Origin of the sequence: Rhodococcus sp. IC4_135 (assembly GCF_011602025.1) — a bacterium.
GTDB classification, from domain to species: Bacteria; Actinomycetota; Actinomycetes; order Mycobacteriales; family Mycobacteriaceae; genus Rhodococcus_F; species Rhodococcus_F baikonurensis.
The window spans coordinates 38332-60912 of the sequence record NZ_JAAOLG010000028.1; the positions used below are offsets into that span (position 1 = coordinate 38332).

A 22581-nucleotide genomic window follows, 5' to 3' on the forward strand; every position below is an offset into this window, starting at 1 on the left:
GTCTCACTATGCACGTTTACATTTCGGTGGACATGGAAGGCATCGCAGGAATTGCGACGCTCGACCAGATAGTTCGTGGAGGTCACGGATACCAACGTGCGCAAGCACTGATGACGGCCGAGGCCAATGCGGCCATTGCCGGAGCATTCGATGCCGGCGCGCAATCGGTGCTCGTCAACGACAGTCACGGAACGATGGACAACCTGCTGCACGCCGAACTGGATCCGCGGGCGCGGGTTCTGTTCGGATCGCCGAAGCTGCAGTGCATGGCAGAGGGTCTCACGGCAGAACACGACGTGGCCCTCTTCGTTGGCTACCACGCTCCCGCCGGTGGTCCGGGTGTGCTGGCACATACGTTCTCGGCTCTGTTCACGGATGTGCGTCTCGACGGCAAGACCGTGTCGGAAAGCGATGTGAACTCGCTCTACGCGGCTACCCACGGCGTGCCGGTCGGCTTGGTCACTGGAGACGACGTGATCTGCGGGTTGGTCAGCGCTACGGCTCCTTCGACCGAAACCGTCGTGGTGAAGCAGGCGCACGGGTGGTCGGCTACCAATTCGCTTCCACCGAGTCTGGCGTGCGCAGCCATTCGCGACGCATCCAGACGAGTCGTGCAACAGTGCGACTCGTTGAAGCCCACCGAGTTGCGCGACGAGTGGGTACTCGAAATCGTTCACCCGACAACAACTGCTGCGGAGATGGCTGAGGGTGTCCCCGGTTCTCGACGAACGTCAGATCGAACCATCGAACATCGATTGAACACCGTCGACGACATCATCGGGTTGATTACCGTCAACTATCAATTGGCATCTGCCGGCCTCCGCGGACAGATGACTATCGCCAACCGTCAGTAGAGGGCAAATTTCCATGAGAGTGACCGTTATCGGTGCAGGTTCGATCGGGTTGTGCTCGGCGCTGGCTTTGGCTGCCGAGGGAGCCGAGGTCTGTGTCGTCGACGCGCGTGCTGCGGGAACCGGCGCATCGCGTCACAATGCCGGGTGGGTCGTCCCTAGCATGTCAGCGCCCGTCCCCGCACCCGGAGTACTGACCCAATCACTGAAATGGATGCTGCGTCCTGACAGCCCGCTGTATATCCGCCCCGGCCGCGACCCTCGCCTTGCATCCTTCCTGATTGCGATGCTTCGCAACTGCACTACAACGAGATTCGAATCCGGTCTGCGAAACCTGATGGCGCTCAGCCATCGAACTTTCGAGCTCTTCGACGAACTCGAGCGGACCGGGCTGCAGTTCGAGAATCACCGATCAGGATTGGTGCAACTGTTTCGCACACAGAAGTCGCTCGATTCTCACGCCGAAGAAATGACGCTGGTGCGAGCACTCGGCGGTGACGAATTCGACGTACTCACCAGTGCCCGGACGGCTCAGTTGATCCCGGGACTCTCGGGCTCTGTTCTCGGTGGGATCGTCTGTCCCAACGAAAGATTCCTCGATCCCGCAGCCTTCGTCGAAAGCTTGGTCACGCAATGCGAGAGCCTCGGGGTCGAGATCGTGGAGGGCACCGAACTCACGCTGTCGGCAGACTCATCCGGCAACGTGACGGCGTCTGGAGCAGACAGGCAGATGACGTCTGATCATTTTGTGGTCGCGGCAGGCGCCTGGAGCGCAGACGTGGTGCGAGCGCTCGGGTACACACTCCCCGTCCAATCCGGGAAAGGCTACGGTTTCGACGTTCCGCCGTTTTTCCCCGTCGGAACTCGGGCGTCGTATCTGTCGGAAGCCAAGGTTGCCGTCACGCCGTTGTCCGGTGCCACCCGACTGGCCGGCACAATGGGATTCGGAGGCCGAAGTGAACACATCGACAAGCGAAGGGCCGGAGGCATACTGACCTCGGCAGCCGACTATTTCGACAACTGGCGGCGCCCACCCAATGCGGTCCCCTGGACGGGGCTACGCCCGATGACACCCGACGGGATGCCCATCATCGGCCGCTTACCTCACCATCCGAATGTCACTGTCGCGACCGGCCACGCGATGCTGGGCATAACTCTAGGCCCCGTCACCGGAGAGTTGGTCGCTCGCAGCACGTTCGGCCGAAGCCTCCCGGCCTATGCCGACGTGTTCGGGCCAGGCCGCTTCAGTCGGACTTTTCGGAGCGTCCGGCCCACAACCCGCTGACGTGGTGGAGGTGTGCAGTCATGACAGCTTCGGCCGCAACCGGATCTCGTGATTGCAATGCCTTCAGGAGTTGATCGTGTTCCCGAGCCGACCCGACCAGGTCCTTGCTGCCTGCAATACCTTTGAGCCCGGACAGGCGAGTCTGATCGCGCAACTGCTCCACCACCTTGACCAGCCGTGCGTTACCCAGTGCAGCCAACAGTTCCAGGTGGAAGTCCTTGTCGAGGGTAAGGAAGGAGACCAGATCCCCCTCGGCCGCAGCGTTTTCGACGCGCTTGCTCAGCGTCCAGAGATCAGTGAGATCCAACGGAGGGTCGAGCACGGCAACCTTCGCCATTGCAGGTGGTTCGAGCATCAGCCGGACTTCGACGATCTCCTCGAGTTCGTCATCTGTCAGTTCAACGATACGAAAGCCGCGGTTCCTCACCATCTCGATGAGGCCTTGGCTCTTCAGATCGAGTAGAGCCTCGCGTACCGGGGTGGGCGAGACCTCGAGTTGCGCGGCGATGTCTCCAATCGCGTAGAGCCGGCCCGACTCCAGTTCACCGCTCGAGATCCGGGCCCGAAGGAGTCTCGTGGCATCGCTGCGCAAACTGGTCCGTGCCAGTGGTTGGAACACGGCACTCTGCTTCGGGTCGCGGGTACTACGATCTGCGCTTGAACCGGCCGGCTGCTTCGTCCCCATACCTGCACCCTAATACCGATCGATGTCCAATATGTAATACCTAACATTTTATGTGACAAAGATCGTTTCAGCTCGCGCAGTTGCGCAAGCTGAAGCCGCGCCCGGCCGACATGTCGAGCTCAGTCTCCGGCTGAGCTGACAGATGAGGGCCGGATACAGAGAAGCCGCTGTGCATCGAGTGTCACTCGGATGCACAGCGGCTTCGGTAAGTCTTAGCCCGTCGGCTCAGTCTCGTCCGACGAGAATCCGTCGAAGAATGCGATGACCTTCTGGAGAAGTGTCGCGATGTCGAAATCTTCCAAGCTACCCATTGCGTTCGTCCTTTCGCTTAACACTGAGGATGAAACGTGCATCTTGCAATTCCCAATGTAAAGCATCAATGCGATTATTTCTCGACCATGCAGCACTTCTGCCACAAAAACTCCACACAGCAAGATACGAGCAAATTGCCACGAATAACAGCTCCCACCCGCAGCATTTCCAATATTCTGAAGCTGAGAAACTTCCCCAATTCGCCAATGGGTAAATCTTGAGAAAAATTTCCGGGCGCGTCGATTCTGATAGATATCCCTGGCGAAACTCTCCACCGAAGACGGCGAGGTTGGCGAAGTTTCCACACTGTTGACACGCAGTTTTGCCAGCCTCAAAGAGGCGTCACTCACATACATAGTGGACATTCGACTGCGATAACGAACCGGTAGCAACACGATCCCAGGCACTTTCTCCCAAATTCTGACGTTCACCCATAACCACTGCATATTTCCGCTGATGAAACGCAATACCAGTCCAAAAGTCCGATAACTTTACCGGATACTGTGCACGAGATTAACTGGTCACATATCCACTGCCGCTCCGAGTGCCCACTCTCACCGAAACCTCACATCTGAATGTTGGACGTTAGTTTAGATGGGTTCACATTTCTCCGCGATCGGCGTGATAAACGCGGACTCCACGGATAAAACCGAGACAGCCCCACCGCACTCCGACAGGTCACGATCCGCGACTCGACGACGTGCGGGCGGGCAGGCTCACACGAGGGTGAAATAGGGGGTGAAACATGCCAGGAGGTCTCGTTTTTCCGAGTCCGACACAGTACGTTTTCCCAGGCACGCCAGTCCCCAGATTCACACGGTGTGCAAGGGCTCGTTGACGCTTACGAGATGTTGGCAAGACCGACCACAGGCCCCGTTCTCCCGACGAGAACGGGGCTTCCTCGTGTCGGTTTCCTCCGTCGACCGACCGGGTAGACGCGAGCATGAGCGCCACCAGCTCGACCGGATCCACCGCTGGCCGCTACGAATCGACGACCCCGACCGTCGGCGTCGAAGAAGAATTCATCCTCGTCGACCCGACATCGTGGTTGCCCTCCACCGACAATGCCGCGGTCGCGGAAACCGCGTCGGCACTCGGTATGGATCTTCAGCTCGAATTGTCCCGGTGCCAGGTCGAGACCAACTCTCCGGTGTGCCAGAGCATCGGCGAACTCCGAACCCATTTGATCGACATGCGTCGGCGCGCAGCGAAAGCGGCCGAGTTGAACGGCTGCAGGCTGTTAGCCGCCGGCGCACCGCTTTCGGGGCCTTCGCGTTTCGAGATAAGCGATGCACCTCGCTACCGACAGATGGGTGAGCGCTTCGGCTCCCTCGCTGCTGAACAGAGCATCTGTGGTTGCCACATCCATGTTGGCGTCGCTGATCGAGCCGAAGCCGTGCAGGTCTGCAATCACGTGCGCATCTGGCTGCCCGCCTTGCTTGCTCTGAGCGCCAATTCTCGTGTCCACCAAGGATCCGACACAGAATTCGCGAGTTGGCGGGCGATCCAATGGTCCAGGTGGCCCGTCGCCGGGCCGCCGCCGTACTTCGAGAGCGCTGCAGACTTCGACACCGTGGTAGCGCGGATGGTGGATTGCGGTGTGATGCTCGACGAGCGGATGGCCTACTGGGACGTCCGTCCGTCGTGCCATCTACCGACCGTCGAGATCCGGGTTTGCGACGTTCAACCGACAGCAGACGATGCAGCGCTACTGGCAACACTTGGACGGGCTCTGGTGGCAACTGCGTTAGGCGCGATAGACCGGGGCATCGAGGCTCCGAACATTTCTCTCGAGAACCTTCGTCTCGCAACCTGGGTGTCCGCGAAGGAAGGGGTCCTGGGAACGTCGATCGATCCTGTTACCACACAAAGAATTTCGGCCACCGAACTGTTGCGCCGACTCCTGATCCATGTCCGCGACTCACTCGACGAGACAGGCGAGTACGCGAGTGTGGAGTCGGCGCTGCGGAACAAGTCGGTCACCGGCAGCGGCAGCGACTGGCAACAGCGAACGCTTCGCCAGGTCTGCCTTCGGGAACTGATCGCGCGTGCCATTCAACGCACCACCCCGATCGAGCCGGCACGCATGGATACGCATGCGGGACCGGCTCCCGATTAGTAGTAATGCCGCCGACCGCCGACAGCGTGCCCGGCCGCGCCCAACGCGTACAGGATGATTCCGATCACCAGCAAGACGACACCAATCGTCCACAGGATCGGAATGTTCACCACGAAACCGATTATCAGCAGGATTACGCCGAGGATGATCATGACAAGCTCCTTCAGTGCGTTCACTCGGGCGGATACGCCCGCCTCGAGCCGCATACACCCCGGATACCCGTCGGCCGTGCGTTTCATACCCTCGCTGACCGGGTATTTCGCTGGGCACCATAATATTTGAAGAATCGAGCACGCCATGATGAGAATTGTGACTCTGATCGTTCTGATCTGGCTGATCGTCGGAGCCGTTGCGGCCGGCCAGCGCGGTTACTACAGCAGTTCGCCGACCAACTGTGCCGGCGTCGGGACCATCGCGCTCACCGTCATCGCGGGTCCGCTGAACTACTTCGGCGTCAATCCCAAAGTTACGGACTGCACGCTTCCTCAACCGACCGAGTGAACTGCCGATATGCAGCGCTAAACCGACTAGTCGTTACCCTGGAGGTGAGTCGACACACATCGAAGTGAGGGGCCACCATGACCACTGCGCCAGATCGCACCCGAATCGAGTTCCCGGACATCAGCTCGCGTGCGTGGGAACACCCTGCCGATCGGGCTGCATTGGTGACCCTCCGGACACTTCGGGGGTTCGACACCGTGCTGCGGACGCTGTCCGGCCTACTCCAGGAACGCCAGCATCGCCTCATGTATCTCGCTACATCCGTGCGGGTCGACGAACGCCAGTTCAGCGACCTGAACGATCTGCGACGCGATTGCGTCGACATTCTGCAGGCCGACGAGACACCAGAGTTGTTCGTCCTCCAAACCCCGATGGTCAACGCCTTCACCATCGGTATGGACAAGCCGTTCATGGTGGTCACGACCGGCCTGCTGGACGTGATGAACTACGAGGAGCAGCGGTTCATCATCGGCCACGAACTCGGCCATGCGCTGTCCGGCCATGCGGTCTACCGCACCATCCTGATGCATTTGATGCGACTGGCCGGAACCATCGGTTGGTTACCCGTCGGCGGGTGGGCACTGCGCGCGATCATCGCCGCCCTCATGGAATGGCAGCGCAAATCCGAACTGTCCGGCGATCGCGCCGGATTGCTGTGCGGGCAGGACGTCCACACCGCGATTCGCGTCCAGATGAAATTGGCGGGCGGATCGCGAGTCAGTGAAATCGACATCGACGCATTCCTCGCCCAGGCTGCCGAGTACGACGCCAGCGGCGACCTCCGGGACGGCGTACTCAAGCTCCTCAACATCGAACTGCTCTCGCATCCGTTCTCGGTACTTCGCGCCGCAGAACTCAAGAAATGGGTGGACAGCGGAGACTATGCCGCGATCCTGCGCGGAAACTACCCGCGGCGAGGAGAAGACGACGGAGCGAAGATCAGCGACGAGTTCAAGAATGCAGCCAAGAGCTACAAGCAGAACTTCGACGAGTCAGAGGACCCTCTGATCCGAATGGTGCGCGAGATCGGCAGCGGACTGGGCGGCGCGGTCGGCGCCGTCGGAAACGGCGTCGGCGACGTCGCGTCGGATATCAAGGAACGATTTACTCACTGGCGCAAGAGTTCCGACAGAACGAAGGGCACCGACGACGCCGAGTGAGCAGAATCGGGACCTGCCACCGAAGGCAGTCGGCGGCAGGTCCCGGGCTCTTGGCGTGAGAGTGATGCAGGCTTCCCTCTGCACCACCCTCACGTTCACAGACAGTACCAGCAGTCGAACAAACGTGCGAACTGAAAGCGGTCGTGTCGAATACCCGGTTGTCGGGTACGCGGCATAGGACCACTACAGAAGGGAGCCGACATGCATGCTGGGCGACTGAAGAAGGTCGGTTCGAGTGACGGCCCGTTTGCCTCCGTGTACTTCGAAGACGTCCGCAACCGGGAGGATGCGCGCGAGCGCTTCGAACTCGAATGGCGCTCGATGCGCAATCAACTCTCGAAACAGGGCGCATCCGAAACGCTCATCGCACGACTGGACGAGGTGAAGGACAACCATCACGGAATCTCGGGACGCGCTGGGCGAGCGATCGTCGCCACATCCGAAGCAGTGCTGATCGACGATATTCTGCTCGAACCCGCCGGATCGACCATCGCAACCTTGGGCGAGCTGCCCTACTTGATTCCACTGATCGCACACGGATACGACACCGAGCCCTTCCTCATCGCCAAGGTCGACCACACCGGCGCGGACCTGTGCGTGCGCGATGCCCGCGGGCGTGACGTGTACGGCGAATCGGTCGACGGCGACGGCTTCCCGGTACACAAGGCGCACGTGGGCGGCCAGGAGCGGTACACCGACAGTCAAAGCCTCGTGGAGGAGAACATCCGGAAGAACCTGGCACAGGCTGCGGAGCGCGCGGCATCGCTCGCCCGCGAACACAAGGTCGCGCTGGTGGTCGTGATCGGAGAAGTACAGTCACGCAAAGCTTTTGCACAGCTCCTACCGTCGACGCTACGAGTGGTGGATGTCGAAAAGGGTTCACGTTCAGTGGGTTCGTCACCTGCTGAGGTGTCCAAGTCGATTCGTGAACTGATCGATACGCAGCGGCTGCGCAGGATGGACTCGGAAACCGAACGCTACGTCGCAGAGCAGGGACGGGACTCCGGTCTCTCCATCGACGGGACCGCGCGCGTCCTCGACGCTCTCGAACAGGGCAAGGTCGAGACACTGTTGCTCACCGATCCCGACGACAAGGAAGTCACCAGCGGAAAGTTGATCGGGCCCGCCGATCGCGTACTCCCCTACATCGCAATCGGGACCGGAACCGAACTGGTACAGATCGACGAACGCCTGGTTCTCGCCGACGGATACGGCGCGATCCTCCGGCATCACTGAACATCGGCAGCCTGATCGGATTCGGTGGGTGAGCACCTTCAGCGAGAGGCGTGCTTGCCCACCGAGTCCGGAAATCCGTCGGCAATTGCTGCGACAAGTTCCAGATATGCCCGCGCAGTGCGCTTGTTCAGCAATTTCAAGTCGATCGGACCGCCCTCGCCGAGGTGATCGTCGTAGGGCAAGGTCTTGACCGCGCGCACTCCCCGCTGAGCGAAAACGTCTTCGAGTTGATCGAGGTCGAGCGAAGACGAACCCGGCCTCGTCGAATTGATCGCCACGACCGACCTGCTCACCAGGTCTGCGTAGCCATGCTTGGTCAGCCAACTGAGCGTTGCAGCAGCGCTACGGGCACCGTCCTGCGCCGTCGGGCTGACGACAACCAACGCATCTGCTTCGTCGAGGATTCCGTACATGGCCGAGTGCATGATCCCTGTGCCGCAGTCGGTGATGACGATGTTGTAATGCACCTCGAGAATTCGCAGAGTATCGAGGTAGTCCTGTTCGTTGAACGACTCCGAGGTTTCCGGATCTGCTTCACTCGCAAGGATTTCGAGCCGGCTGTCGCCTTGAGACGTGTAGTAGCGAACATCGCTGTACGTGCGAATGTCGCCGTCGGCCAACAGATCACGAACGGTCAGATGATGTTCACGTCGTTCGCGATCCGCCAGGGTCCCCAGATCGGGGTTGGCGTCGATGGCCACGATGCGATCCCCACGGATCGACGCGAACGTCGAACCGACGGTCTTGGCCGCCGTGGTTTTTCCCACACCGCCCTTGAGTGAGATGAAGGCAATTTTGTACACACCGCGCACCGTGCGGTTGGCCCGGCGCACGAGAGCTTGGTGCTCGAGTTCGGCAGCAGACTGCCCCGTGTTGATCCGCCCACCGGTGAGTTTGAACAACACACTGCCCAAACCGCGTTCAGGCGGACGCTTCGCTCGCTTGATGATGTCCAGGTCGTCGACGGACGTCATAGCCCTAGGCGTCGAGGTCCGAAAATCGGTCGGCTCTTCACGACGTTGCTGACGCATCCGCTGACTGGGCAACGGTTTTGCTGCGGGTTCGTCGAATTGCGGTGTGAAGGTGACGGTTCGAATCGACGTTGCGTAACCGTCGTCGGACGCGTCGAAAAGGCCGTCGCCCTGAGTTGTTCCGGAGTTGTTCCCCAAGACTCCGCCATTCGAACCGTTGTTATCGCTGCGCACCGTTTTCCTAGGTCGAGTTCGGAATCATTTCGGACATAGCCTCTCGGACGCTATCACTCTGGCGGGCTTGCCGTTCTCTGCTCAATACCGTCACGGCACAACAGACCGTTACACCCGCACTTCGATGACTTTGGTCCTCACACTGGTGCCATTCTCAGCAAATACGATCGTCGTAACGATATGCGGCACATATATCTTCATCTGCCGACAAATGCAGCCTCCCGCAATGTCAGGGCAAATCCCTTGGTAACAAACGGAAAAAGGGAGGGTGATCGCGCAAGCGATCTCCCTCCCTTCATGGACATGTGTTCAGCTGCTGCAGGATTCCTGGCACTCGAGCGAAGGTCCCACTCTGTCAGCTTCCTGCCAGTCCTGCAGGATCACTCGTACCATTCGACCTCCGTCACGGGCAGAGCACACTCTTCACGTATGCAGCACTCGGCTTGACGGTGCCGTCCGACCTCACTGCGCCGAAATACGACTCTCGATCCGTCGTCGCTCCGTAAGGCGCGTAGTCGTTGAGACGGTAGAAGATGAGCGGCCCCAACCACGGCTTGGTTTGCTTGTCTGCCATCGCCGCCTGATAGATCTCGAGTTGACGTGCTTCGCTGACGCTGTCCGGAGTCCCACTTGTAGGCGCCCCGAACTCGGTAATCCAAATCTTTTTTGCAGAATCGCCGTTGGCACTCATGATTCCGCGAAGGCTCGGCCGAACGATCCCACCGCCCTCGAACGACTCGACACTCATCTGAGACCACGAGTTCCAGTCATGTTCGTCTGTAGGCAGCGCCGGATACGAGTACGGATGATGACCGACCGCGTTGAACGATGACCGTGCGCCATTCGTATACAAGGATTGCAAGAATGTGAGTGGCGCGACCTGACTGCCGTCGGCAGCATCCGCGGCAGGTGACATACCGCCGCTGATTATGGTGATCGAGGGATTCGCCGAGCGGGCCGAGGTAGCAGCCGCTTTCAGCAATTGCGCGTATCGCACGGGATTAGGCTTCGGATTAGCAACCGAGTCCTTCCAGAACATACTGATATTCGGCTCGTTCCAGATCTCGTAGGACATGATGCCTTTAGGCGCATACCGAGCAACAAGCTTGTTCACGAACGTCGCATATTTGGAAATGTCGGCGGGTGCATACTTGTCGTCCGCAGGAGCCCCTGCAGGTCGAGCCCACGTCGGTGTTGTATGTGGCAGGAGAATGATCTTCTTTCCATGAGCGAGCGCCTCGTTTACGACCGTGTCGAGCGGACCCCAGCTATAGGAATTAACACCCCCAGATTGAATCTGCGACCAAAACGCATCGATTCGAACCCAACTCACGCCTGCGCTGTCAATCTGGTTCAGCGCAGCTTCACGCACAGCTGGAGCGGACGATTGATTCGCGTAGACAACGCCGTAGTCACTGACCGGACAAGCCGTTGGCACGGCACTCACAGACTGTGGATTGATCAAAAATGACATCAACCCCAGAACCGCTGACACGGCAAATAATCTCATTCTGGACATTTCACTCCCCCGTTGAAACCTGAATGTCTGTCGAACGTAACGGCGCCCGTCGAAGGCGTCAATCCGACTCGGCCGGGCTCGACTACTAACCCTCGTAGTAGCTGCCTGTATCCTTTCGCGTATGACGCCGGGTCCGAAAGATGTCGCGCAGCTGCGCGGCGCTTTTGTGGGCGGCACCTCCGGCGCGGTGTCGGTCGCAGCCCACGCCCTCGGTGGCGGCGGCATGGCCCCGTCCGAAAGCGCCGTGGTGTTGTTGATCCTCGCGTGCGCGAGCGTCGGCGCGGTGGTCACGTCCATCGACACCCGCAGATCCCCCGCGCTCTTGCTTGCCCTCATGCTCGCAGCGGGTCAGGCCATCGGCCACGCGACATTGACGATCGCTTCAGATCATCAACACGGCTTGCTCCTGTCGCTTCCGATGCTTGCAGCGCACATCGCTGCGGTCGGAGTGTGCGCAGTACTGATCCGCGGCGCAGAACGCGGGTACGTCGTTGCGGCGTCGACGGTAGCGGCCATCGTCGCGGTGCTCCTACGGCCGTGGGCGCCTGAACCATCGCCGTTCACCGCGCGCACTCGATACCGCGCCAAAGTTGTTCTGCGTCAACTTCTCACTTCCGGTTTGGGCACTCGCGGCCCGCCGGCATTCGTGTAACTCACCTTCCCTTTCCTTTCACGCACGTGATTACGTGCGCCACTTTGCTGTGCGCCTTTAGTAACCGCCCGCGGTTAATAAAGGCGCACGGCGGGATCGAGTACACGCATGTCCGCACCCGAATTGGAGCGCGCACAGACGCGCGCGTCCAACGACAGTTCTCCCCCGAAGAAGCAGGTTGGCGGCGCCAGACCACTGATACTGCGTCTGCATTTCTACGCCGGCGTTCTCATCGGGCCGTTCATCCTCATCGCCGCGTTGAGCGGTGGCCTCTACGCGATGGCGCCCACCATCGAGAAGTTCGTCTACAGCGACTACCTCCAGACCGACACCACCGGACAGATCGCGTCTCTGAACGACCAGATCCGTTCCGCTCAGCAGTATCGACCTGACCTGACGGTCTCGGCAGTACGTCCGTCCCCTGCTGCCGGAACCACCACACGGGTCCTGTTCACCGATCCGTCACTGGGCGAATCGGAGAGGCTCGCGGTCTTCGTCGATCCGGTGCTCGCACAGCCGGTCGGCGAGTTGGCCGTGTACGGAAGCAGTGGTTCGCTGCCATTGCGCACCTGGATCTCCCAGCTGCATCGCCACCTTCATCTGGGCGAACCCGGCCGCCTCTACAGCGAATTGGCCGCGTCGTGGATGTGGGTGGTCGCACTCGGTGGCGTCTACCTGTGGTTCCGTCGATACCGCACCGCCAGGAACGCTCGTCTGCTCACGATCGACCGAGCGTCCACCGGACGAAGCCGGACCCTGAACTGGCACGGTGTCGTCGGCATCTGGATAGCAGTTGCATTGGTCTTCCTCTCGGCGACCGGCCTCACGTGGTCGACCTACGCCGGAGAGAACGTCAGCAATCTGAGAACTGCATTGAGTTGGACGACGCCCTCCGTCGTGAAAACTCTCGGCGACGCTCCCCCACCGGCGACAGGCGGGCACGAGGGCCACGACATGGCTCCCGCTGCCACCGGCACTCTGACCGATACCAACGTCGGACGCGTCGACACCGTCCTCGGAATCGCCAGATACAACGGGATCACCGGTCCGGTCGAAGTATCGATACCTGCCAATGCCGAGACAGCGTTCACCGTCGCCCAGACTCGTGAGCCCTGGGTGTACAGCAACAACACCATCGCCATCGACGGAGCGACACAAAAGGTCACCGACGAGTTGTGGTTCTCGGATTGGCCACTCGCAGCCAAACTTTCGGCCTGGGGAATCCAACTCCACATGGGCCTTCTGTTCGGCCTTGCCAACCAGATCGCACTCGCCGCACTGGCGCTCGCGCTGGTCAGCGTGGTCATTCGGGGTTACATCATGTGGTGGCGCCGACGCCCCACCCGTGGCTCCGACTGGGCAGTCGGCCGGGTTCCTGCCCGCGGCGGAATCCGCAACCTCTCCCCGATCAGCCTCGTTGCGCTCGTCGCGATCACGGCGCTGGTCGGCTGGTTCGTTCCGCTACTCGGCATCAGCCTGCTCGCATTCCTGCTGATCGACGTGTGCATTGCGGCGTTCAAACGCCGCGCCACTACCTGACAATCACGAATTACGGAGACACACATGACTGTTCGCACCAAGATATTCGCAGCTGTTGCATTGACCGCAGCTCTCGCGCTGACCGGCTGTTCTTCCAACTCCGACAAGGAAACCGAAGCTGCACAATCCATCACAGTTCAGGATCAATGGGTCAAGGCCGCGCCGGAAGGCATGAGTGCGGCGTTCGCCGAACTCATCAACTCCAGTGACAAGGACGTACGCGTGGTCTCGGCCACCAGCCCCGCGTCGTCTCGACTCGAATTGCACGAAGTCGTGACCGGCGACGGCGGAACGATGACGATGCGCCCCAAGGACGGCGGTTTCCTGGTCCCTGCCAACGGTTCCGCCTCCCTTACCCCGGGCGGTGACCACCTGATGTTCATGGACCTGTCGGCGCCGCTGCTCCCGGGCGCCGAAACCGATCTCACCCTGATCTACGACGACGGTTCCAGCACCACGTTCACAGCTCAGATTCGCGACTTCTCCGGTAATCAGGAGAACTACGACCCGAATCACGGTGGCTGAGAACACGAACCCGCCCAGCCGAGCTCTCAGCCGGCGGCGCCTTCTCGGAGGAGGCGCCGCCGCGCTCGGCGTCGCGGGAATAACCTGGGGCGCAACCACAGTGGTCGAGCGCAGCGAACACGAGCAGCAAGCAGGCAAGCTCGTGGAGCCGTTCTACGGAGTCCACCAAGCTGGGATCGCCACCACTCCACAAGCGCACGGCACGTTCATCGGGTTCGACCTCTTGCCTGGAACCGATCGAGCAGTCGTCGTCGGGATCATGAAGATGTGGTCCGAGGATGCGTCACGGCTGACCGCCGGCAGTCCGGCGTTGGCGGACACCGAACGGGAACTTGCCGTGGATCCGGCGCGCCTGACGGTGACCGTCGGTTACGGCCCCGGCCTGTTCACCAAGCTGGGATTGCAGGCACGTCAACCGGACTGGTTCGAGCCGTTGCCGAGCTACGCGATCGATCGACTCGACGAACGATGGGGCGGCTCGGATCTGCTGCTGCAGATCTGCGGCGACGATCCGGTGACCATTGCTCACGCCGTTCGAGTGCTGACCAAGAACGTCCGATCACTGACGACAATCCGATGGACGCAGAAAGGATTCCGGAACGCACGTGGCACCACGCCCGAAGGAACCACGATGCGTAATCTCATGGGCCAGGTGGACGGGACGGTCAATCCTGCTCCGGGAACAGTGGATTTCGATTCACTGATCTGGCACGACGGGACCGGGCAGTCGTGGCTCGCGGGCGGAACCTCCTTGGTACTACGACGCATTCGCATGGAAATGGATACCTGGGACGAACTCGATCGCTCGGGACGCGAACTCACCATGGGGCGCACGTTGTCCAATGGCGCTCCGCTCAACGGAACCGACGAATTCGACGAAGCGGACTTCACTCTCACGGACAAGTTCGGTATTCCGGTGATCCCGCCAGGATCACACATCGCCAGAGCACACCGAACACATGAAAAGGAGCAATTCTTCCGCCGGGCTTACAACTACGACGACGCACCCGAGAGCGGGCAGACCTCGAACTCGGGGTTGATCTTCGCCGCGTTCCAACGGGACATCGCCGAGCAATATCTGCCGGTCCAACAGCGGTTGAGTGACTTCGACGCACTCAACGAGTGGACGACGCCGATCGGTTCTGCGGTGTATCTCATTCCGCCGGGGTGCACCGAGAACGATTACCTCGGAAGCGGTTTGCTCGGCTGACAACACCGGGTAACGATATTGTGGGGGCGGGATCCGAACGGATCCCGCCCCCACAATGCCTTCTACCTGAAGCTGTTGCGTTACTTGGACTTACGAGGTCCCGGCATAGCCGCACCCGGACGAGCGGTAGTCAACCTCGTGACCCACCCACTGGCGGGCCACTTCTTCAGGCCGACGTTGTGCGGGGTGACCTCGGTTCCGACGTACTTGGCAGCAAGCTCGTCGTCGACGGTTCCGTTGAAACGCCACAGTTGACTTCCGTCGGCATTGCGAGTGGAGACCTCCCATGACTGTGCGCGGAAGGCACCACGAATGATGCTGTCGGCAAAGACCAGAACGGGAATGCCGATCTCGGCACGGACAGCCGCACCGGCAGACCACTCGGCGCGTGCGAGTTCGTAGATCTCTTCCGGCGTTACTCCCGGACGGGCGGAGGCCGGTACGTGGAGGACGATGCTCGGCGTCGGGAGTTCCGGCGCGGGATCGGCCGAGTATCGCAACGCGAGTTCCTCGACGCGGGTCGCACGGGCGTCCTTGTCCGAGGTATCGCCCGCGAGGTTGGTCAGGCCGTCTCCCGCGTCGGTAATCCGCAAGGCTTCCACGATGCCGCGGACGACCTCTCCGGTAGTGGCAGCCGAATCGGTGGCGGCGGAAACAGATCGGAGGAGTACGAAGTGCTCCACTGCCGAACCTGCGTCGTAGATTTCACGGATCCGAGCGATCTTGGCTGCCGTCACAGCAGCATTCGACTCGGCCGGGCCGTCCGCTCCTTCGAGATTCGCGAGTTCACCGAGCGCTTCGAACACCGGCGCGAACACCTGGTTTCCCGTGCCGTGCCCGACATGGAATACCTGGTCGTTACGTGGGTCACGCAACGCAAAGACATACTGCCCCAACCGCTTCCCGACCTTTTCGGTGAACGGCTGCGGAGCCGGCTTCCTGACGACGACCTCGGTGGACAGAGTGCGCATCACGGCCAGACGCAGTGCGTCGGGCACGCTGGCAGAACCGGCAGCACCGGAAAAGATTGCCGCCGAGGCAGCGCTGATCGAGGTGAACGTGCGGCCGACTTGCTTCTCGAGAGATGCAGAGACCGTACCGACCGCAGTCAGTTTTGCATCGAGGGTGCCGTCACCCTCGACAAGGAACTCCTTGATCAACGGAGCAACGAGCAGGGTGGAGCCGATAGCGCGAGGAACTGTCCAGACAATAGCCATGACACGAGCCTAGGCGATCACCTCGAGACGCGAGGCGAACGCGACTCAGCCCGCCGCTGTCGGCCCGGCCAGTCCCTGCACAAGTAGGTTCCAGGCCGCGTGCGCGACTTCTTTTCGTGAGCTCTCGGCGGTCCGTTCCATGATCGCGGCGAACATGGCGATCGCCAGGATCACGTCCTCGGCAGTGACGGACTCGCGTATCTTCCCAGCTCGACGCGCTTCGTCGAGGCGACCTTCGAGAAGATCGGTCAGGCGGGTGCCGGCCGAATTCAGTCGTGAATCGCCGAAGGAGACAGGTTTGATGACCTCCACGAACACGATCGAGGTGGTGATCTGGTCGACCAACAAACGAAAAAGATCGTCGAGAGTCGAATCCGGATCGGCAGCCAGATCCTGCAACTCGACGATGTTCTCGTCGAACACTGCGAGTGCCAGGCTTTCGCGAGTGGGAAAGTGCCGGTAGAGGCTGCCCTGGCCGACACCGGCCGTACGGGCGATCAGGCTGAGCGGAGCAGCGAAACCCTGGGTGGCGAACACCTCGCGAGCTGCTGAGATGAGTGCCGCACGATTGCGCGCCGCGTCTCTCGGCCCTCTGTTGAGAGATCCGCTATTGACGCGGCCAGACGATGTCACGCACACTACGATACCAACCGGACAGCATTGTCCGGTTGGTTGCGGCCCGACACCGGTTCACACCCCGACCCGACCGTCGTGAGCGCTCGAACCCGCGCCTGCCCTCCGTGCTGCCTGTCCGTGAGATACGTCTGCCCGTGAGATACGAAAGGCAATCCCGCACCGGGAGTTGGACTCGATGAAATCGTTCACGACCATCAGAACCAGATCTGCCATCGCGCTCGTCGCATTGATCACCATCCTTCCCGTGTGTGTCGCCGCGGCCGAACCAGCCACCGCCCCCGGCTCGATCCTCGAAACCTCCGGTGTCGGTTCGAACGCGGCGAGTCGTGCGGAGTGCGGGCCTGGTTCGATGCCCGAGACCGGGTTGCAGGGTGATGTTCCGGCCGAGGACCGAAACAGCGGACGCAGCCGGGATGGTTACAGCTGCAACATGTCTCAGATCGGTGGCTACTCGGGTCGCGGCGGCGGGATCACATCCACCAACTTCGAACACTGCTCGTACGTCGGCAGCTTCTTCCCCGGGAACCTCCTCGGCCCCGCGCAAGGCGTCCAAGTTCTCGACGTGTCAGATCCTGCCAACCCCGCACTCACCGCCACTCTGACCGAACCGGCGATGCTGGCCGGAACGTGGGAGAGCCTCAAGGTCAACGCCACGCGAAAGCTGCTGGTGGGCACGGGCGTTCCGCTCTTGACCGGCGTCGGCCTGATGTCGGTCTACGACATCTCCGACTGCGCACACCCGAAACTGCTCAACCCCGGGCCGGGAACCGATCTGGGAATGCTGCTGCCCATCACCAATCACGAGGGTGGGTTCTCACCGGACGGGAACACCTACTGGTCTTCCGGCACCGCCCCCGGCGTGGTGAGCGCCGTCGATCTCACCGATCCCACCAACCCGCGTGTCATCTGGCAGGACCTCATCGGGTTGTCGACCCACGGATTCGGAATCAGTCCCGACGGAACTCGCATGTACCTGTCCAACAATCTCGGCGGAATACATGTTCTCGACATCAGTGAGGTTCAGCGCCGCGTCCCCAATCCTCGGGTGCGCCAACTGTCCCAGCTCTCGTGGACCGACGGGTGGGCCACCCAGCACAGCATTCCCGTGACGTACGACGGTTCGCCGTACCTGTTCACCGTCGACGAAGGCGGTTCAGGCGGAGTCAAATTGATCGACGTCTCCCATGACGACGAACCGTCGGTCGTCAATTCGGTGAAGCTCGAGATCAATCTGCCGGAGAATCAAGACGCTGCGCTGGCGTCCGCTGCCGGCGGATCGCTGTTCGCGTACGAATCTCACTACTGTTCGGCCGATCGCCCGGTCGACCCGACGGCGCTGGCATGCGGATGGATCTCGAGCGGAATTCGGGTCTTCGACATTCGAGATCCCTTCGATGTCCACGAAATTGCGTACTTCAACCCACCTGCTCGGACCGGCGACAATCTCCAACTCGCCAACTCGCCGCACGCTCTCGCATCGCTCATCGGGGTACCCATCCTCAGCACCCCGGCAATCGCGCAGTCGATCGCGCAGGGCCAGTTCGACCCCGGCCAAGCGCTGAGTTCGCGGTCGGGCATGCTCGCTCTCGGCGACATCTCGACCGATTGGTGCTTCTCCCCACCCGAATGGCGAGGTACCACATTGTGGGCGACGTGCGCCGACAACGGCTTTGTTGCCATGCAACTCGAAAACGGTGTCTACACACCACCCGCCGACCAGAAGACGACCGTGGGATCATGACGGTGCCACGATCGGTCAAAGCCGTCGCGCTCGTAGCTGCGGCACTGATGCTGCTCGTACTCGGCGCAGCACTACGTCCCCTGTTTGCACCCGAGAACCACACGCAGACAGCTGTTCTGAGCGAAACCGAAATCGGATTCGTACACGACATGGCGGCCCACCATCAACAGGCACTCTTCATTCTCGCGCGTCTGAGTCCTGATGTGGACCCGGCGGTAACGAGACTGGCCCAACAGATCGACGATGTTCAACGAACGGAAATCGGTGTCATGCTCGGTTGGCTGCGGTTGGCCGGTGTCCCGCCGAACAGTAGAACGCCGATGGCGTGGATGGAGGCGTCACCGAGCAGTGCGGGCGACTCTCATCATCACCCGGCAACGCCGGAAACAGAGGCCGACGCCATGCCGGGCATCGCTACGACGGAAGAACTCGAGAAACTGAGCGCCGCTCGCGGGCTCGACGCCGAGGTTCTGTTCCTTCAACTGATGGAACGTCACCACCGTGGCGGGATCGCCATGGCACAGGTGGCCGATACCCTGTTCGAGAGCGGGCCAGTGAAACAGTCCGCCCGCGACATGATCAACACGCAGAGTCAGGAGTCCGGGCTGATGACACTGATGCTCGGACAACGTGGGGCACAACCACTGCACTGACCCGCATGTGCACTGACTACCATGGGTGTCGACCTGTGAACTACAGAAAGAATCGACACTTCAATGACCCTGCTCGTTCGCGGAATCGAATGGTCGAACCCGACAGCACCGCGGATCCGATGCGTCGACGACACCACTTCCGCTACGACCTTCTTCACTCACGACTCGGTTCTGCGGTTTTCCGTCGACGAGAAGAAGGGCCGCCGCTGCCTCGGCTGGCGAGATCTCACCGCAGAAGGTCGAGGGCACTCGCCGTGTGACCGCGAGGCCACGGTCGTTGCCGGGCGCCAATGCGACCGGTGCCGAAATCGCGAGGGGTTCACCACAGTTCATCAGGCACACGTCAGCGGGGCGCACATTCATCCGAACGTGCGCACCTACCTCGCACAACCACAATGGCTCTACGTGGACGTATTCGCCGGCGGTCAGATGAAGGTGGGGACGGCGTCCGAGTTTCGCAAACATCCGCGAGTCGCCGAGCAGGGCGCGGTCTGCGCGTTGTTCGTCGCGCGGTCGACGGACGGTTACAGCATCCGTTCGCTCGAAGCCAGGGCGTCGGAAGAGTTCCACTTGAGCCAGGCCATACGTACGTCTCGGAAGATCGAGGCGTTGACGGGAACTCTTGATCGAGAAAAACTCCGAAAGTCGTTGCACCACTTCGTATCGTCGATCAGCGACGAGCTGAAGGACATCGGATCGGACATCGACGGCATCGAGATCCTGGAGGCTCCCGAAGAATGGCGGGCGCCGGAATGCGCCGACGTGGTCTTCGATGCCGCACCGTTGATCGCGTATCCGCACACTTTCGAGTCCGGGGAGCATTCCCTGTATCTAGAGGGCCTTGCCGGTTCGATCGCATCGATGCGGATCGACCCCGATCCTGAATCACCACGCTTTGTCGCGGACGTGTCCGGACTGGTCGGTCGAACCATCACCGTCGGCGAGTTCGAGTCCCCAGGCGTGGCGATTCAGGAATCGTTGTTCTGAAGGTTGGTCAGCAACTTCCCGCAGTCGCTGCGGCGAATCCGCGAGTGACCTCGGCCTGCTCGTCGGCAGACAAGCTCGACCATTCGGGATAGGCCTGGATGGAGGTCAGCATGTCGTTTGCCAATGATTCACGCGTCATGCCCATTTCCTCGCCCGACTCGTCAATCGCCGGCTGGTATGCGTCGAGGTACCGGAGAACGTCGGAGCACGCCTGCGCGTAGGTCCGTGGCAGCGCCGAACTCACATTCGGGTCCGACGGGACCTCGGCCGGGACGCTCGAGTCGACGGGCGGTGCCTCGGTCGTCGATTCCGGCGACGTCGCCGGAGCCGCGGATGACGTCGTCGGCGTCGCAGTGGCGGTCGCCGAAGCGGAGGAAGTGAGTGTTCCGACCTCGGTCGGCTTGTCTCCGTCAGAACCGCAGGCAACCAGCGCCACCAGCGAGCAGGCACCGATGAACCCGGTGATCGTTTTCTTCATCCTTCAAGGATGCCAGAGGGCAGCCGGCGTTCGAACCGACCGGCGCCGCCGACCGGCCGGGATCGCCTGGGCGGCCCGTCGAATCCGAGCGCCTCGTCGGCCCGACTGCAGGATTGGACCGTATGCCCCGTCCGCCAACCCATGCTACCGTTATTTAACTGCAAAGTAACTATGGGCGGGATTGTCCGGTCTGCCGCGTTCATCCGGAACGCTCTGATCGGAAATAGTTCGTTTTTAAGGGGCTGGAACGAGTGGGACTTTTTCGTCGACGAGGTTCCCGGGAGGAAGACGACGATCGCGGGCAGAACCTCGATCGCAGCGACCCCGGGTACGCTGCCTGGTTCGCGAACGTCGCCGACGCGGGCAGTCAGCCGGTTCCGTACAAGCGGCCGCTGACCGCACCGGTCTATCCGCAACTCCACTCGCCGACACCGGACTACGAGACAGACACCGGATGGCCGCTCGACGCGCCCTCCGGAGACGGCTGGCTACCCGCAGACCGAATCGACGAATTCGAGTCGTCGTATGGCCGCTCATCTGCATCGAACGGAACGAACCCGCACATCTCACCAGCTGAACAGTTGCCGCCCGGCCCACCCCCGACGCCGCAACCGACGATTCCGCCTCGAAATGTACCGATGACTTCACCACCGAAGCATCACCTGGAGTCGCCCAGCGCGACTCGGCCCTACCAAGGAGAAGCAATGAGCAACATCGACAAAATCCTCGGCGAATTGATGCGCATCGACGGTGCCAGCGGTGCAGCCGTCGTCGACGCCGACAGCGGGATGGTTCTCGGTATGAGCGGCAACCCGTCGTTCAGCCTCGAATATGCCGGCGCCGGCAACTCCGAGGTTGTGCGAGCAAAGCTCCGCACGATGAGTAACTTGGGGATTACCGACACCCTGGAAGACATCCTGATCACCCTGAGCAACCAGTACCACCTCATTCGCGTCCTCGAGACGCCCGGACTGTCGACACTGTTCGTGTACCTCGTTTTGGACCGCGCACGTGCGAACTTGGCGCTGGCCCGCCACAAGCTGGGCGAGCAGACCCCCAAGATCGAGATCTGACGCGTCCACTCCACCCGAGAAGGCCCGGTCCTCACCCAACGGCGAGGACCGGGCCTTGTCCGTTCAGAACCGTCGATTGGTGAACGTCGCACCGGCACCGATACTGGGACCGTGACTATCGCGGATACACCTTGCGTGTGGTTGACCACCCTCCGAAATGACGGCTCGCCGCACACGACTCCGGTGTGGTTCTTACTGCGTCGGAACACATTCTGGATACCGAGCGCAGAGCAGAATCGGAAGGTTCGGAACCTGCGGGACGATCCTCGGGTCTCGTTGGCCGTCGACGGATCCGCCGGCGATCCGTGGGTCGCACAGGGACTCGGGACAATTCATCACGACGTCGGCGAGTTCAGCGATCTCCTGAGACTTTTCGGCGAGAAGTACGCCGGCTGGGATGCCGCGGACAAGACTCCCGACGGCCCGCGAGTTCTCGTCTCGGTCCCGGTGACGCGGTGGCTCCTTCGACCGGACTGACAGACAGTGCCGGTTCGGCCCGAAATGTCGTGAATGACATACTTGTAGTTCATCTCTCGCAGAAATGGACTCTCACACATGGCACGCACGGCACATCACAGGCGCGGCATCACCGGCGTCACCATCGGCATTGCTGCCGTGATCGTGCTGGGAGGTTGCGCGAACTCCAACGCCGACGCGCCCGAAACATCTTCTCTCGGTTCAGGAATCGGATCCGGTGTCACGACGACGGCGGTGGCCGAAGCCTCGACGCCGTCTTCCGCTGCAGCTGAACTACTGGCGCAGATCCCGATCAAGGGACGCGCACCCAAGACCGGATACGACCGCGCGCTGTTCGGCACCGCTTGGACGGACGACGTCACCGTCGAGTTCGGTCACAACGGCTGCGACACGCGCATTATCTGCACGCAGTTTTGACATATCTCAAAACCTTGCTGGTAGGCCCCCATTGTTCGATGTCGACGGTGTGAGTTATGTGAGTGACGATGGTCAGTTCGTGTGACGGTCGACCGGTTCGACC

The 22581-nt window shown here is 61.2% G+C and carries 23 protein-coding genes; 16 read left to right on the top strand and 7 right to left on the bottom strand.

From position 1 onward, the window contains the following. Positions 1-8: 8 nt before the first annotated feature. Both G8767_RS29285 and G8767_RS29290 read left to right on the top strand, forming a co-directional pair. Positions 9-854 carry a M55 family metallopeptidase gene (locus G8767_RS29285; RefSeq protein WP_166813354.1) on the top strand — a complete coding sequence of 282 codons (846 nt, stop codon included), beginning with the start codon at positions 9-11 and terminating at the stop codon, positions 852-854. Between the two features lie 13 nt (positions 855-867). Next, positions 868-2136 (top strand): FAD-dependent oxidoreductase, encoded by a 1269-nt coding sequence (locus tag G8767_RS29290; protein ID WP_166813356.1) that lies wholly within the window; start codon positions 868-870, stop codon positions 2134-2136. Here the strand turns inward: G8767_RS29290 and G8767_RS29295 are convergent. Continuing rightward, the gene (locus tag G8767_RS29295) at positions 2096-2821 is read right to left on the bottom strand and encodes a GntR family transcriptional regulator (protein WP_166813358.1); all 726 of its coding nucleotides are present in this window, start codon (positions 2819-2821) and stop codon (positions 2096-2098) included. The genes G8767_RS29290 and G8767_RS29295 overlap by 41 nt on opposite strands. A 1255-nt stretch (positions 2822-4076) precedes the next feature. On the opposite strand from G8767_RS29295, the gene G8767_RS29300 reads away from it, so the two are divergent. Next, positions 4077-5252 carry a glutamate--cysteine ligase gene (locus G8767_RS29300; protein WP_166813360.1) on the top strand — a complete coding sequence of 392 codons (1176 nt, stop codon included), beginning with the start codon at positions 4077-4079 and terminating at the stop codon, positions 5250-5252. Here the strand turns inward: G8767_RS29300 and G8767_RS29305 are convergent. Continuing rightward, positions 5249-5404 carry a DUF6131 family protein gene (locus tag G8767_RS29305; protein ID WP_095971469.1) on the bottom strand — a complete coding sequence of 52 codons (156 nt, stop codon included), beginning with the start codon at positions 5402-5404 and terminating at the stop codon, positions 5249-5251. The two genes, G8767_RS29300 and G8767_RS29305, sit on opposite strands and share 4 nt — an antisense overlap. 145 nt (positions 5405-5549) lie before the next feature. Between G8767_RS29305 and G8767_RS29310 the strand changes: the two genes are divergently transcribed. The 3 genes from G8767_RS29310 to G8767_RS29320 all read left to right on the top strand — a co-directional run bounded on the left by G8767_RS29310 (position 5550) and on the right by G8767_RS29320 (position 8149). Next, positions 5550-5753, top strand: coding sequence for a hypothetical protein (locus G8767_RS29310; RefSeq protein ID WP_003945456.1), 204 nt, complete (start codon positions 5550-5552; stop codon positions 5751-5753). A gap of 77 nt (positions 5754-5830) precedes the next feature. Then, positions 5831-6913: a M48 family metallopeptidase gene (locus G8767_RS29315; protein ID WP_166813362.1), complete on the top strand. Its 1083-nt coding sequence runs from the start codon at positions 5831-5833 to the stop codon at positions 6911-6913. A gap of 201 nt (positions 6914-7114) precedes the next feature. Next, entirely contained in the window at positions 7115-8149 is a 1035-nt protein-coding gene (locus tag G8767_RS29320) for a hypothetical protein (protein WP_166813364.1), read from the top strand. Between the two features lie 38 nt (positions 8150-8187). On the opposite strand, the gene G8767_RS29325 is transcribed toward G8767_RS29320, so the two are convergent. Next, positions 8188-9354 carry a MinD/ParA family protein gene (locus G8767_RS29325; RefSeq protein ID WP_124568702.1) on the bottom strand — a complete coding sequence of 389 codons (1167 nt, stop codon included), beginning with the start codon at positions 9352-9354 and terminating at the stop codon, positions 8188-8190. 403 nt (positions 9355-9757) lie between these two features. Further along, the gene (locus G8767_RS29330; RefSeq protein ID WP_166813366.1) at positions 9758-10873 is read right to left on the bottom strand and encodes a cellulase family glycosylhydrolase; all 1116 of its coding nucleotides are present in this window, start codon (positions 10871-10873) and stop codon (positions 9758-9760) included. A 121-nt stretch (positions 10874-10994) separates the two neighbouring features. Here G8767_RS29330 and G8767_RS29335 point away from each other — a divergent pair, with 121 nt between their 5' ends. The 4 genes from G8767_RS29335 to G8767_RS29350 all read left to right on the top strand — a co-directional run bounded on the left by G8767_RS29335 (position 10995) and on the right by G8767_RS29350 (position 14799). Continuing rightward, complete coding sequence (locus tag G8767_RS29335; RefSeq protein WP_029254615.1) at positions 10995-11525, top strand: hypothetical protein; 531 nt, start codon at positions 10995-10997, stop codon at positions 11523-11525. A 108-nt stretch (positions 11526-11633) separates the two neighbouring features. Continuing rightward, positions 11634-13064, top strand: coding sequence for a PepSY domain-containing protein (locus G8767_RS29340; protein ID WP_124568704.1), 1431 nt, complete (start codon positions 11634-11636; stop codon positions 13062-13064). 24 nt (positions 13065-13088) lie between these two features. Continuing rightward, on the top strand, positions 13089-13589 hold the full coding sequence (locus tag G8767_RS29345) for a copper chaperone PCu(A)C (protein WP_124568705.1): 501 nt from the start codon (positions 13089-13091) through the stop codon (positions 13587-13589). Continuing rightward, on the top strand, positions 13582-14799 hold the full coding sequence (locus G8767_RS29350) for a Dyp-type peroxidase (RefSeq protein ID WP_124568706.1): 1218 nt from the start codon (positions 13582-13584) through the stop codon (positions 14797-14799). Before G8767_RS29345 ends, G8767_RS29350 begins: the two co-directional genes overlap by 8 nt. A gap of 80 nt (positions 14800-14879) precedes the next feature. Here G8767_RS29350 and G8767_RS29355 read toward each other — a convergent pair whose 3' ends face one another. Both G8767_RS29355 and G8767_RS29360 read right to left on the bottom strand, forming a co-directional pair. Then, on the bottom strand, positions 14880-16016 hold the full coding sequence (locus G8767_RS29355; RefSeq protein ID WP_124568707.1) for a GIY-YIG nuclease family protein: 1137 nt from the start codon (positions 16014-16016) through the stop codon (positions 14880-14882). Between the two features lie 45 nt (positions 16017-16061). Next, entirely contained in the window at positions 16062-16649 is a 588-nt protein-coding gene (locus G8767_RS29360) for a TetR/AcrR family transcriptional regulator (protein ID WP_234036657.1), read from the bottom strand. Positions 16650-16827: 178 nt separating this feature from the next. On the opposite strand from G8767_RS29360, the gene G8767_RS29365 reads away from it, so the two are divergent. The 3 genes from G8767_RS29365 (at position 16828) to G8767_RS29375 (ending at position 20033) form a co-directional block, all read left to right on the top strand. Then, complete coding sequence (locus G8767_RS29365; RefSeq protein ID WP_124568708.1) at positions 16828-18393, top strand: hypothetical protein; 1566 nt, start codon at positions 16828-16830, stop codon at positions 18391-18393. Continuing rightward, complete coding sequence (locus G8767_RS29370) at positions 18390-19046, top strand: DUF305 domain-containing protein (protein WP_124568709.1); 657 nt, start codon at positions 18390-18392, stop codon at positions 19044-19046. Before G8767_RS29365 ends, G8767_RS29370 begins: the two co-directional genes overlap by 4 nt. 63 nt (positions 19047-19109) lie before the next feature. Continuing rightward, complete coding sequence (locus tag G8767_RS29375; RefSeq protein ID WP_124568710.1) at positions 19110-20033, top strand: DUF2797 domain-containing protein; 924 nt, start codon at positions 19110-19112, stop codon at positions 20031-20033. A 7-nt stretch (positions 20034-20040) separates the two neighbouring features. Here the strand turns inward: G8767_RS29375 and G8767_RS29380 are convergent, their stop codons facing one another. Next, entirely contained in the window at positions 20041-20511 is a 471-nt protein-coding gene (locus G8767_RS29380; protein ID WP_095971344.1) for a hypothetical protein, read from the bottom strand. Between the two features lie 251 nt (positions 20512-20762). On the opposite strand from G8767_RS29380, the gene G8767_RS36630 reads away from it, so the two are divergent. The 3 genes from G8767_RS36630 (at position 20763) to G8767_RS29395 (ending at position 22478) form a co-directional block, all read left to right on the top strand. Beyond that, positions 20763-21584: a hypothetical protein gene (locus tag G8767_RS36630; RefSeq protein WP_095971345.1), complete on the top strand. Its 822-nt coding sequence runs from the start codon at positions 20763-20765 to the stop codon at positions 21582-21584. Between the two features lie 111 nt (positions 21585-21695). After that, complete coding sequence (locus tag G8767_RS29390; RefSeq protein WP_260395678.1) at positions 21696-22061, top strand: pyridoxamine 5'-phosphate oxidase family protein; 366 nt, start codon at positions 21696-21698, stop codon at positions 22059-22061. 78 nt (positions 22062-22139) lie between these two features. Further along, entirely contained in the window at positions 22140-22478 is a 339-nt protein-coding gene (locus G8767_RS29395; RefSeq protein ID WP_234036659.1) for a hypothetical protein, read from the top strand. Positions 22479-22581 lie beyond the last annotated feature (103 nt).